Here is a 13,445-nt window from a genome sequence, read left to right as displayed (position 1 = left end):
GGCGCTGTGAGAGTGCTTGTGCTACTTGAGCTCAGCGAGCACGGTGCCCTGGGTGATGGCGGCGCCCGGCTCGACGGCCAGTCCGGTCACGATGCCGGCCTTGTGCGCGTTGACGGGGTTCTCCATCTTCATGGCCTCGAGCACGGCGATCAGATCGCCCTCGGCGACCTCCTGGCCCTCCTCGACGGCGACCTTGACGACGGTGCCCTGCATGGGGGCCGTCACGGCGTCACCCGACGCCGCTCCGCCCGCTCCGCCACCACGCTTGCGCGGCTTCGGCTTCTTGCGGGTGGCGCCGTTGGCGGATCCGCCACCGCCGAGCGAGAACTGACCGGGCAGCGACACCTCGACGCGGCGTCCGCCGACCTCGACGACGACGGCCTGACGCGGCAGGGCCTCGTCCTCCTCGAGCGCCTCACCGGCGGTGTACGGCTCGACGGTGTTGTTCCACTCGTTCTCGATCCACTTCGTGTAGACGTCGAAGCTCTCGCCGTTGCCGATGAACGCGGGGTCCTCGACGATGGCGCGGTGGAACGGGATGACCGTCGCGAGGCCCTCGACGTGGAACTCGGCCAGCGCGCGGCGGGCGCGGGCGAGGGCCTGGTCGCGGGTGGCGCCGGTGACGATCAGCTTGGCCAGCATCGAGTCGAACTGGCCGCCGATGACGGAGCCGGACTCGACGCCGGAGTCCATGCGGACGCCGGGGCCGGTCGGGGGCACGAACTTGGTGACCGGGCCGGGGGCGGGCAGGAAGCCGCGGCCGGCGTCCTCGCCGTTGATCCGGAACTCGAAGGAGTGGCCGCGCGGTGCGGGATCCTCGGTGAACTCCAGCTCCTCGCCGTTGGCGATCTTGAACTGCTGGAGCACGAGGTCGATGCCCGCGGTCTCCTCGGTGACAGGGTGCTCGACCTGCAGGCGGGTGTTGACCTCGAGGAACGAGACGGTGTCGCCCTGCACGAGGAACTCGACCGTGCCGGCGCCGTAGTAGCCGGCCTCCTTGCAGATGGCCTTCGAGGAGCTGTGGATCCGGGCGCGCTGGTCGTCGGTGAGGAACGGCGCGGGCGCCTCCTCGACCAGCTTCTGGAAACGGCGCTGCAGCGAGCAGTCGCGGGTGCCCGCGACGATGACGTTGCCGTGCTGGTCGGCGATGACCTGGGCCTCGACGTGGCGGGCCTTGTCGAGGTACTGCTCGACGAAGCACTCGCCGCGGCCGAAGGCGGCGATCGCCTCACGGGTGGCGGAGTCGAAGAGCTCGGGGATCTCCTCGATGGTGTGGGCGACCTTCATGCCGCGGCCACCGCCACCGAAGGCGGCCTTGATCGCGACCGGGACGCCGTACTGCTTGGCGAACTCGACGACCTCGTCGGCGTTCTTGACGGGGTCCTTGGTGCCGGCGGCCATCGGGGCCTTGGCGCGCTCGGCGATGTGCCGGGCGGTGACCTTGTCGCCGAGGTCGCGGATGGACTGCGGCGAGGGGCCGATCCAGATCAGCCCGGCGTCGATGACGGCCTGGGCGAAGTCGGCGTTCTCGGAGAGGAAGCCGTAGCCGGGGTGGATGGCGTCGGCGCCGGACTTGCGTGCCGCGTCGAGGATCTTGTCGAAGACGAGGTACGACTCGGCGGACGTCTGGCCGCCGAGGGCGAACGCCTCGTCGGCAAGGCGCACGAAGGGCGCATCCGCGTCCGGCTCGGCGTAGACGGCGACGCTGGCCAGGCCTGCGTCCGCTGCCGCCCTGATCACCCGGACTGCGATCTCGCCGCGGTTGGCGACGAGCACCTTGGTGATGTGCGCGCTGGCATGACTGGGCACTGAGCCTCCTGTTGGTCGCATGGGAAACCGCGTCGGTCCCCCGGCCGGGGTCGTTGCCCGGCAGGTATGGACGGGCGTCTGTTGGGAGTGTATGCACCGTCCAGGACGCCGATGTAATTGGATAGCCAATTCACACTAGCGGCTCTCGGGAGGCGGCAAACACTACTGACAAGTAGTTTTCGAGCCTAGCGGTGGAGCGGTTCGCCGAGCGCGCAACTGCCGGTCCCGACGACCTCCTCCAGCCGGATCCGCAGGCGGGCGAGGTAGCGGTGCACGTTGGCGGTCGCGACGTCGGTGTTCGGGTACCGCGCCGCGATGTTGACCCCCAGCGGGGTGCGGTTGATCCAGATGTAGACGGAGTCGTCGTCGTACTGCTTGCTGCGCAGCGCGCGGGCGTTCCACTCCGACCAGCGGGAGGCCGACGGCGCAAACCTGACATCCATGTACGAGACCACGAACCGCGGCCGCGCGCCCCGGCCCAGGACCTCGCAGACCCGGTCGAAGGGGACCTTCGACGAGTCCTTGGCGGCCGCGATCTGCTGGGCGGCCCGGCCGGCCAGCTCGCCGAACGACCGCGCCCCGCGGACGTCGAAGCTGATCGGACCGATACCCACGTACCAGCCGACCGACGCCGCGGCGTAGGGGTCGCTGCGGGTGTGCATCGGGGTGACGGTGTCGAAGCGGTCCTCGCCGGCGAGTTCGGCGCCCACCAGGCCCAGACAGGCCAGGGCGCCCGCAAAGAAGCTGTGCCCGACCTTCCGGCAGGCGACGGCGAAGGCGTCCGCGGCCTCGGCGTCGAGCACCCACGCAGACAGGGCGCCCTGCGGCACCGGCCCGGCCGGCCGGTCGCCGAGTTCGAGCGGGAACCGCGGCAGCCGGCCGTCGTTGCGGTCGAGCGCCTCCCGCCACGAGCGCACGACGGGCGCGGCGGCGTCGAGGTCGGCGGCGTCCTCGCGTTCGCGCACGCCGTAGTCGAGGTAGCTGCCCACCGGGAACAGGCCCGCGGCGGGACCGCCCTGTTCCTGCCGGTACAGCGCCTCGATCGCGTGCGCGATCAACACGATGGTCAGGCCGTCGATGATCGCGTGGTCGGCGGCGAAGTAGACGGTGAAGCCGTCGTCGGGGTCCGGGGCGGCGACGGTCGCGAAGGCGAACGCGGGCCACGACAGGGGGGAGGTGGCGCGGTCGAACAGGTCGTGCAGGTGCTCGAAGATCATGGCCGAGGACCGGTGGCCGTGGGTGAGCGGGCACACCGAGACCACGCCGTCGTCGAAGGTCTGCCGGCTGAGCCTGCCGGTGGCGGGTTCGACCTCGGCGTGGCTGCGCAGCGCCTCGTGCCGGTCGATCCAGACCCGCAGCGCCCGCCCGAACGCGGCCTCGTCGAGCGGGCCGGCCACGGTGAACGCGGTGCCGAGCCAGGACTCGTGCCCCGGCCCGGTGTGGGTGGCCGCCTCGCGCAGGCGAGCCGCCTGGACGAACGAGGCGGGCCGGGGGTCGTCGTACCAGGGTGCGGCGGACGAAGCGGCCGGTGGACTGACCGTGGGCAGCCATTCGGTGAGGGTGCCCGGGGAGACGGGGTAGTCGGCGAGTTCAGTAAATTCCATTGGCAGCATCCAGTTCTCGCGAGTGGTGTGCTTCAGGCGTAGACCGAGCCGGTCCGGGAGGGTGGCCGGACACAGCGGCCTCCGACCGGAAATTTTACCGATGGGAGGACGGGCACGCAGTCCGACAGGGTCGGACGTCAGCTCACCGCATTGTGTGCGTCGTCGCGAGACGACTGGACTTCATTCCTTACAGGTGTCGCTTGATTCGGGTCAACATGGCGGACATGCCCCGCAGCCGCAGCGGACTGACCGCGTCGGCGAGGCCGAGTGCAGAGTAGAAGTCGGAGGGCACGTCCAGGATCGACTGTGCGCTCTGCCCGTCCAGCCCCTGGTGCAGGATCGAGGCGAAGCCACGCGTCGTCGGGGCCTCCGGCGGCGCACTGAAGTGCAACCGCACGTGCGCGCGGTCGGTGGCGTCCACCGACAAGAACAGCGGCGACTGGCACTCCGGGACGGGCTCCATCGCGGCCTGCGCGAGCTCCGCGGGCAGGTCAGGCAGCTCGCGGCTGAACTCCAGCAGCAGCTGCAGCTTCTCCTGCCCGTCGACGGCGGCGAAGTCGTCGACGATCTCGGCGAGCGGGGCGGGCAGTGCGGTCACGACGCCCCGATCTCGGTAACCACGCCGGGTGCCTCGCCCTTGACGATGGGGACCCGCACCGCGTTGCCCCACTCGGTCCAGGAGCCGTCGTAGTTGCGCACCTTCTCGAACCCGAGGAGGTGGGTGAGCACGAACCAGGTGTGGCTCGACCGCTCGCCGATCCGGCAGTACGCGACCATGTCGTCGGTGGTGGCGAAGTCGGCGTAGATCTCCTCGAGCTCCGGTCGACTGCGGAACCGGCTGTCGGGGGCCGCCGCCTTGGCCCACGGGATCGACACCGCGGTGGGGATGTGCCCGCCGCGCAGCGCGCCCTCTTCCGGGTAGTCCGGCATGTGGGTGCGCTCGCCGGTGTACTCCTGGGGAGAACGCACGTCGATCAGCGGCCCCTGGCCGAGGTGGCCGAGGACGTCGTTCTTGAAGGCGCGGATCGACGCGTCGTCCCGCTCGACCACCGGGTAGTCGGTGGGCTGGTTCTCGGGAACGTCGAGGGTGGTGTCGCGGTTCTCGGCGATCCACGCGTCGCGGCCGCCGTCGAGCAGGCGCACGTCCTCGTGGCCGAACAGGGTGAACACCCACAGCGCGTAGGCGGCCCACCAGTTGCTCTTGTCGCCGTAGATGACGACGGTGTCGTCTCGGCGGATTCCCTTGCTGCTCATCAGCTTTGCGAAGGCCGTGCCGTCGATGTAGTCGCGGGTGACCGGGTCGTTGAGGTCCAGGTGCCAGTCGATCTTCACCGCGCCCGGGATGTGTCCGACGTCGTAGAGCAACACGTCCTCGTCGGACTCGACGATCTTGAGGCCGGGTGCCCCGATGTGGCCGGCGAGCCAGTCCGCGGTAACCAGCCGTTCGGGGTGGGCATAGGCCGCGAAGGCTGCATGGGAATCGGCGGCGACGGGCACAGGTGGGCTCCTGACAAGGCGGCGGGCGGGGGCGGCCTCAATTCTAGGCGGACGCAGCCCAGGCCGCCGCCCCCCAGGCGTTCCCGCCGATCGCCAGGCGTACCGCGATCGACAGATCCTTGCTACGGTACTGCACCTTGACCTGCATGGATTCATCGATGACCAAATGCGGGTGGCGCTTGTTCGGAAGTTGCACGATTGTCCAATACTCGTGCGCGATGTCCGCCGGATCTCGTATTCTCTGCGCACAGACACATGCCGATCCGTGTGCCCTGAACTGCAGCGTCCGATCCTCGCCGTTGACACGAAGGTTCCCCAGCACAGACCCCATATTTCCCCGATAGCTGGACACTTTGCCCAAGTGTCGAGTCTGGTGGGGTTCAGCAATCATTTCGAGAGGTTCTACCGGTGGTTCCTGCACGTGACTCCGTCCGCGAGTCCGACATCCTCAACTCTCCGCAGACGGATGCGAACGGTGGTGTGGAGGCATTCCCACTCTCGGCCGCGCAGCGCGGGATCTGGTTCGCGCAGCACCTGCTGCCGGATGTGCCGATCACCATTGCCCAGTGCGTCGACGTGGTCGGCGACCTCGACATGGATGCGATGCAGGCGGCGGGAGCGCTCGCCTCGCGTGAGCTGGGCACCGGGATGCTCCGGATCGTCGAGCACGACGGTGAGCCCGCGCAGGTCATCGACGAGACGCTCAACGACCAGATGAAGATCGTCGACCTGCGTTCCGCGACGGACCCGGCCGGGGCAGCCGAGGACTGGATGCGCGCCGAGTACAGCGCCCCGATCGACCTCGTGACGGACCGGTTGATCGAGTCCGCGGTGCTGCGGATCGGGGAGGACCGCTACTACTGGTACGCCCGCATCCACCACATCGCGCTCGACGGGTTCGGCGCGATGACGTACATGAACCGCGTGGCCGAGCTGTACACGGCGGCGGTCGAGGGCAGGGCCGCCGCCGACCACAAGGCCAGTCCCGTCCGGGAGATCTGCGAGGACGAGACCCGCTACCGGGAGTCCACCCGGTTCGCCAAGGACCGCGAGTACTGGGCGGAGCGGACCCGCGAGCTGCCCGAGCCGATCAGCCTCGCCGCCAGTACCGCGGCGGTCGGTCCGTTCTCGCTGGTGGCGGGAGGGCCGCTGGCGGAGGCCACCGAGGCCGCGATCGACGCCAACGAGTCGGCGTTCACGCCGATCGCCATCGCCGCTGTGGCGGCCTTCCTCTCCCGGCTCACCGGTGAGAGCGACGTCGCGTTGAGCCTGCCGGTGTCGGCGCGGACCACCGCGCAGATGCGGCGGTCCGGCGGCATGGTGTCCAACGTGATCCCGCTCCGGGTCCAGGTCGGCCACGAGACGACGGTCTCGGAGCTCGTCGCCGCGGTGCAGCTGGAACTGACCGGGGCGCTGCGCCACCAGCGCTACCGCCACGAGGACATGCGTCGCGGACTGGGCTCCGGCGCCGGGCAGCGTGGCCTCTTCGGGCCGGCGATCAACATCATGATGTTCCACAGCGAGATTCGCTTCGGCGACCTGACGGGTCGGATGCGGGTGCTGACCACCGGTCCGGTGGAGGACCTGTCCGTCAACATCTACCCGAGCGTCGCCGGAAGCCGTCCGCACCTCGACTTCGAGGCGAACCCGAACCTGTACACCGCCGAGGACCTGCAGGGCCACCACGCCCGGTTCCTCGAGTACCTCACCCAGTTCGCCGCGGCTGACGGCGCGGCGCGGGTGTCCGGGCTGGACGTACTGCACGACGACGAACGCGCCGAGTTGGTGCCGCTGCGTGGGCCCGCCGCGTCCGCCCCGCGACTGCTGCCGGACCTGCTCGGGGACGGCGCCGCGGCGAACCCGGACGGAATCGCGATCCTCGCCGGCGACGCGCGGGTCAGCTACCGGGAACTCGACGCCCGGTCGAACCAGCTCGCACGACTGCTCGTCGACCGGGGCGTCGGTCCCGAGTCGTTCGTGGCGCTCTCCTTCTCCCGGTCGGTCGAGGCGCTCGTCGCCGTCTGGGCGGTGGCGAAGTCCGGCGCGGCCTTCCTGCCCATCGACCCGGAGTTGCCCGCCGACCGCAAGATACACATGGTCACCGACTCGGGCGTCCTGGTCGGGCTGACCACGACCGCCCAGCGCGGTGCGTTGCCGTCCTCGGTGGACTGGCTGACGACCGACGACGCGGAGACGATCGCCCGGTACTCCGGACTGTCGACGGATCCGTTCACCGACGCGGACCGGCGCCATGCCCTCTGCGTGGCGAACCCGGCGTTCGTCATCTACACCTCGGGATCGACGGGTCTGCCGAAGGGCGTGGTGGTCACCCACGCCGGCCTGGTCAACTTCGCGGCCGCGGCGCGGCCGGAGTTGGACATCACGTCCGAGTCCCGGGTGCTGCGCTTCTCCTCCGCCAGCTTCGACGCCTCGGTCTTCGAGATGGTGCAGGCCTTCAGTGCGGGCGCCACGATGGTGGTGGCCCCGCCGGAGGTCTACGGCGGCGACGACCTCGTGGACCTGCTGCGGTCGCAGCGGGTCACCCACATCATCTCGGCGCCGACCGTGCTCGGGTCGGTCGACCCGAAGGGTCTGGAGGACCTGCAGGCGGTGGTCGTCGGTGGCGACGTCTGCACGCCGGACCTCGTCGAGAAGTTCGCCGACGTCTGCAGCTTCACCAACAGCTACGGGCCGACCGAGACGACGATCGTCATCACGACCGGGCACCCGCTCGCGGTGGACGACCGGATCACCATCGGCGCCCCGATCCAGGGTGCGAGTGCCCTGGTGCTCGACCGCCGGCTGCGTCCGGTGCCGGTGGGGGCCGTCGGTGAGCTGTACCTGGCCGGGCCGGCGCTCGCCCGCGGGTACCACGACCGGCGGGGTCTGACCTCCGACCGGTTCGTCGCGAACCCCTTCGAGGAGCCGGGTTCCCGGATGTACCGGACCGGCGACGAGGTCCGGTGGACGCCCGACCGCGAGCTGATGTTCGTCGGCCGTGCGGACCATCAGGTCAAGATCCGCGGGTTCCGGATCGAGCTCGGCGAGATCGACGCCGCGTTGACCTCGCAGGACGGCATCGACTTCGCCGTCACCATCGCGCACGAGCGCAGCAACGGTGCGATCGCGCTGGTGTCCTACGTCCGGGCCCGCTCGGGCCACGCCGTGGATCCGACGGAGGTCATCGCCCGGGCGGGCGAGTTCCTGCCCGGCCACATGCTGCCGTCCGTGGTGATGGTGATCGACAGCGTCCCGTTGACCACCGCGGGCAAGTTGGATCGCCGCGCGTTGCCGATCCCGGTGTTCGGTGCGGCCACCGCGGAGTACCGCGAGCCGGTCACCGACGCGGAGAAGGTGATCGCGGAGGTGGTCGCGGACCTGCTCGGAGCGCACCGGGTCAGCGTCGACGAGTCCTTCTTTGCCGTCGGCGGAGACAGCATCATCGCGATCCAGCTCGTCGCGCGGGCCAAGGAGCGCGGACTGCGCTTCTCGGCGCGGGACGTCTTCGAGCGCAAGACCATTGCCGAGATCGCCAGGGTCGCGGTGCGGGCGGAGGACTCGGAGTCCGCGGCACTCGTGGAACTCGACGGCGCCGGAATCGGCACGGTGCCGCTGACGCCGATCGTGCACTCGATGCTCGCCCGCGGCGGCCCGGACCGGTTCTTCCAGGCGATCGCGCTGACGCTGCCCGACAACCTCGACCAGGCCATGTTGACCGCCGCGGTGACGGCCGTGACGGACCGTCACGACGCGCTGCGTGCGCGCTTCGTCCCCGGCCCCGACGGCTGGGTGTTCGAGACCCGGGCGGACTCGGTCGACCCGTCCCGGCTGCTGCGCAGGGTCGCGGTCGACGCGTCGCCGGGCAGCGCCGAGTTCGACGGCGCCATGCTCGACGAGTGCGAGGCCGCCGCGGGCCGGCTGGACCCGGCCGACGGGGTCATGCTCCAGTTCGTCTGGCTGGCAACAGAATCGCGCGAGTCGACCTCAGCGGGTCGGCTCCTGATCGTCGGCCACCACCTCGTCGTCGACGGGGTGTCCTGGCGCACCATCGTCCCCGACCTCGCGCAGGCCGCGATGCAGGCCGCGGCGGGTGCCCCTCCGGAGCTCGCGCCTGTCGGCACCTCACTGCGACGGTGGGCCCACGGGGTGGCCGACTCCGCCCGGGACAAGACGTTCGCCGACGAGATGGACTACTGGACAGAGGTTCTCGCAGGTCCGGACCCGGTGCTCGGCGCCCGGTCCCTGGACCCGGTTCTCGACACGGTGGCGACCGCCGAGCGGGTGCGGGTGGAACTGTCCACCGCCGTCACCGAGTCCCTGCTGACCAGCCTGCCCGGTGCGTTCCGGTGCGGCGTCAGCGAGGGACTGATCGCGGCCCTCACCGTCGCGGTGTCGGTGTGGCGCCGCGACCGCGGGCTCGCGTCGCCCCCGGTCCTGCTCACGCTCGAGGGCCACGGCCGCGAGGACGCCGCCGTCGCCGGCGCCGAACTCTCCCGCACGGTCGGCTGGTTCACCAGCATGTTCCCGGTGCGGCTGGACCTGGCCGCGGTGGACCTCGACGACGCGATCGTCGGTGGCGACGCGGCCGCCGTCGTGATGAAGGTCGTCAAGGAGCAGCTGCACGCGGTGCCGAACCGCGGCGTCGGTTTCGGAGTGCTGCGGTACCTGGACGAGGAGACCGCCCCCGTGCTCGCGGCCCTGCACGAGCCGCAGGTCAGCTTCAACTACCTCGGCCGCACCGGTGCGGCGCAGGTGCCCGAGTCGATGCGGGGCCTGGGCTGGATTCCCGACCCGGACGCGCCGGACCTCAACGCCGCGAGCGGGCCCGGCATGACCGTCGCCGCCGCGGTGGACGTCAACGCCATGGTCGACGACGGAGTCGACGGGCCGAGCCTGTCGGCCACCTTCGCGTTCCCGGCGGGGTTGCTCTCCGCCGAGGAGGTCGGCGAGCTCGCCGACCTGTGGCGTCGCGCGCTCGAGGGGTTCGCGGCGCATGCCGAGCAGCCCGCCACGGGCGGGTTCACGCCGTCGGACTTCCCGCTGGTCCGGGTGGGTCAGGGCGAGATCGAGCGGTGGGAGCACAGGTACCCGCTGCTGACCGACGTGTGGCCGCTCTCGCCGCTGCAGCGCGGCCTGCTCTTCCACGCCGAGCTGTCGGAGCAGACGGTGGACGTGTACACCGCCCAACTGCGGTTGAGCCTGGCCGGTGTGGTCGACTCGAGTCGGTTGCGTTCTGCCGTAACGGATCTGGTTCGTCGTCACGAGAACCTCCGTACCGCGTTCGGTTACGCGGAGGACGGCACCGCGGTGCAGATCGTGCTCGACCACGTCGACGTGCCGTGGCGCGAGGTGGACGTCCGGGCGCTGCCCGAGCACGAGCGGGACGTGCGCCTGCAGAAGCTGCTGGACGACGAGCGGACCGCACGGTTCCCGATGGACAGCCCGCCGTTGCTGCGGATCCTGTTGGTGCGCACGGCGCCCGAGCGGTACGTGCTCGCCGTCACCAACCACCACATCGTGCTCGACGGTTGGTCGATGCCGCTGCTGGTGCGGGAGCTGTTGATCTCGTACGCCGCCGGCGCCGACGTCGCGGGCCTGGCCCGGCCGCGCTCGTACCGCGAGTACCTCGCCTGGCTGGCCGACTGCGACACCGCCGCCGCCCACGCGGCCTGGGCGCGCGCCCTCGACGGCGTCACCGAACCGACCCTGCTCGCGCCGGTCCGGGCGCCGGGGGAGCAGGGCCCGCTGCCCGAGGAGTTGATCGTCGACCTGCCCGCCGGGCTGGAGGACGGGATCGGCCGGATGGCCCGCGAGCACGGGGTCACGGTGAACACCGTGATCCAGGCGGCGTGGGGGCTGCTGCTGGCCCGGTTGCTCTCCCGAGGCGACGTCACCTTCGGCGCCACCGTGTCCGGACGCCCGCCGCAGCTGGCCGGCGTCGAGTCCATGCTGGGCCTGTTCATCAACACCGTGCCCGTCCGCGTCCGCATCGACCCGGACGAGCCGGTCGCGGAGTTCCTGTCCCGCCTGCAGGGCGACCAGGCGGACCTGCTCGACCACCACCACGTCGGACTCGGCGACATCCAGGCCGCGGCCGGCCTCGGCGAGCTCTTCGACACCCTGACGGTGTTCGAGTCGTACCCCGTAGACAAGTCCGGGTTCGACGAGAACACCGACATCGGCGGGATGCGGGTACTCGACCTCGACGCGCACGACGCGACGCACTTCCCGCTGACGTTGATGTCGGTCCTCGACCCGCGGCTGCGACTGAACCTGCGGTTCAGCCCCCTGTCCTTCGGCCGCGACGCCGTGACGCTGCTGGCTTCCCGGCTGATCCGCATCCTCGACACCATGGCGACGCACCCGGCCCTGGCCGTCGGGGAGATCGACCTCTTCGGCGCGGGCGAGCGGGACCGGATGCTCGGATGGTCGCGGGGCGCTCGGACGCCCGCCGACGACCGGTCCCCGGTGGCGCTGTTCGGCGCCCAGGCCGACCGGTGCCCCGACACCGCCGCGGTGGTGGCGGGCGAGGCGTCGCTGACCTACTCGGAACTCGACGAGCGCTCGACGGCACTGGCCGTCGAACTGGTCCGGTCGGGGGTCGGCGTCGACGACGTGGTGGCGCTCGTGCTGCCGCGGTCCGTGGAGTGGGTCGTCGCGATGCTGGCGGCGTGGAAGGCCGGTGCGGCGTACGCGCCGATCGACCCGACGTACCCGGCGGACCGGATCGAGTCGATCCTCGAGGACACCGGTGCGCGGTGCGTGCTGAGCGCGTCGGCCAGGGACCTGCCGGTCCCGGTCGTCGCGATGGACGAGTTCGCCGGGACCGGTGAGGTTTCCGCGCGTCCGGTCGACCGGTGGCGTGAACCGGAGGCGGGACTGCGGCTGGGCTACGTCATCTCCACCTCGGGTTCGACGGGCAAGCCGAAGCCGACGCTGGTGCCGATGGCCGGCATCGAGAACACCCTGGCCTGGTACCGCCGCGAACTGCCCGCCGTCGGCGGCCTGCTCATCGCGTCGTCGCCGAACTTCGACCTGACCCAGAAGAACGTGTGGGCCGCCCTGACCCAGGGGCGCACGATCCACCTGGCGGCGGACGGATTCGACCCGTGGGACATCCTGCGGATCGTCGGCAACGGCGGAGCGGCGGTGGCGAACATGTCGCCGAGCGCGTTCGAGGCGGTCGTGGACAGCGATGTCGACGGCGTCCTCGCGGGGCTCGACATGGTCGTCCTCGGCGGTGAGTCGATCCGGGTCGGCAAGTTCGCAGCACTGATGAATTCCGGTCTGCGCGTGGTCAACAGCTACGGCCCGACGGAGGCGTCGGACGTGGTGTCGTGTCACCCGGCGTCGGCCGCGGACGTCGCCGGCGTGCCCATCGGACGCCCGGTCGCGAACCTCGACCTGTACGTGCTCGACCGTCGGCTGCGGCTGGTACCGGCCGGGGTGGAGGGTGAGCTCTACGTCGGCGGCGTCGGCGTCGGCCGCGGCTACGGCGGTCGGTTCGACCTGACCGCGGACCGGTTCGTCGCGAACGCGTTCGGGGGGCCCGGCGAGCGGATGTACCGCACCGGCGACCTGGTGCGATGGAACGGCTCGGGTGAGCTGGAGTACATCGGGCGCTCGGACTTCCAGGTCAAGCTGCGCGGTCAGCGCATCGAGCTCGGCGAGATCGAGTCGGCGCTCACGCGCGGCGGTGCGGTCGGTCAGTCCGTGGTGCTGCTGCGCGGGGGCGTGGGCGGCGAGTACCTGGCCGGATACGTGGTGCCCGCGCCGGGCGTGGAGATCGACCGGGCGGGCGTGCTCGAAGCACTGGGACGCGACCTGCCGGCGTACATGGTGCCGTCGGTGCTGGTCGTCCTCGACGAACTCCCGCTGAACGCGAACGGCAAGCTCGATCGGAAGGCGCTGCCGGAACCGGAGTTCGCGGGCGCGGAGTTCGTCGCCCCCGCCACGGCCACCGAACTCGTGGTCGCGCGGATCTGCGCCGAACTGCTCGGGGTGCCGCGGGTCGGTGCGTCCGACAACTTCTTCGATCTCGGTGGCAACTCGCTGCTCGCCACCCGGCTGCTGGCACGTCTCGATGCGGAACTCGGTGTGCGGGTGAGTGTCCGAGAGCTGTTCGAGGCACCGACGGTCGCGGGACTGTCCGCCCGGCTCGACGACGCCACCGACACCGGTGTGCGCCGGCCGCTGGTCCGGGCCGAGCGTCCCGAGCGGATCCCGCTCTCGCCCGCGCAGTCCCGGATGTGGTTCCTCAACCAGTTCGACCCGGGTTCCGGCGCGTACAACGTGGCGGTGGCGCTGCGGTTGAGCGGTGCCCTCGACGTCGACGCGTTGCGGGACGCGGTCACCGACGTGGTGGGCCGGCACGAGTCGCTGCGCACCCGCTACCCGGATTCGGTCGACGGTCCCAGCCAGCTGATCCTGGCTGCGGACGACGTCGACGTGGACCTGCGGGTGGCGGCGGTGTCGCCGGCCGAGCTCTCGGACCGACTCCTGGCGGAGGCCGCCGGCGGGTTCGACGTCACCACC

General features: G+C 70.9%; 5 protein-coding genes and 1 pseudogene (1 of these 6 only partly in view). 1 reads left to right on the top strand and 5 read right to left on the bottom strand.

Annotation, left to right across the window (positions count from 1 at the left end; genetic code table 11):
* Positions 1-21: 21 nt before the first annotated feature.
* The 5 genes from AC1DWC_RS12015 to AC1DWC_RS11995 form a co-directional block, all read right to left on the bottom strand.
* Entirely contained in the window at positions 22-1,809 is a 1,788-nt protein-coding gene (locus AC1DWC_RS12015; RefSeq protein ID WP_477842373.1) for an acetyl/propionyl/methylcrotonyl-CoA carboxylase subunit alpha, read from the bottom strand.
* A gap of 185 nt (positions 1,810-1,994) precedes the next feature.
* On the bottom strand, positions 1,995-3,413 hold the full coding sequence (locus AC1DWC_RS12010; RefSeq protein WP_477908301.1) for a condensation domain-containing protein: 1,419 nt from the start codon (positions 3,411-3,413) through the stop codon (positions 1,995-1,997).
* A gap of 187 nt (positions 3,414-3,600) precedes the next feature.
* Positions 3,601-4,011, bottom strand: coding sequence for a SufE family protein (locus tag AC1DWC_RS12005; protein WP_072843660.1), 411 nt, complete (start codon positions 4,009-4,011; stop codon positions 3,601-3,603).
* Positions 4,008-4,910 carry a sulfurtransferase gene (locus AC1DWC_RS12000; RefSeq protein WP_477908299.1) on the bottom strand — a complete coding sequence of 301 codons (903 nt, stop codon included), beginning with the start codon at positions 4,908-4,910 and terminating at the stop codon, positions 4,008-4,010. Before AC1DWC_RS12000 ends, AC1DWC_RS12005 begins: the two co-directional genes overlap by 4 nt.
* 43 nt (positions 4,911-4,953) lie before the next feature.
* Positions 4,954-5,301 (bottom strand): hypothetical protein, encoded by a 348-nt coding sequence (locus AC1DWC_RS11995; RefSeq protein WP_477908297.1) that lies wholly within the window; start codon positions 5,299-5,301, stop codon positions 4,954-4,956.
* 17 nt (positions 5,302-5,318) lie between these two features.
* Here AC1DWC_RS11995 and AC1DWC_RS11990 point away from each other — a divergent pair.
* Positions 5,319-13,445 (top strand): annotated as a pseudogene (locus AC1DWC_RS11990) (non-ribosomal peptide synthase/polyketide synthase) (its annotated part continues 19,317 nt past the right edge of the window); the annotation flags it as partial.

The organism is Rhodococcus sp. P4_C10, from assembly GCF_056402135.1.
Note: the sequence above shows the minus strand (reverse complement) of the source record. Positions and strands in the feature narration are given on the sequence as shown.

Bases quoted from the DNA above. Each gene is read 5' to 3' on its own strand.
- AC1DWC_RS12010 (WP_477908301.1), bottom strand. From the start codon at position 3,413: ATGGAATTTACTGAACTCGCCGACTACCCCGTCTCCCCGGGCACCCTC.
- AC1DWC_RS11995 (WP_477908297.1), bottom strand. From the start codon at position 5,301: ATGATTGCTGAACCCCACCAGACTCGACACTTGGGCAAAGTGTCCAGC.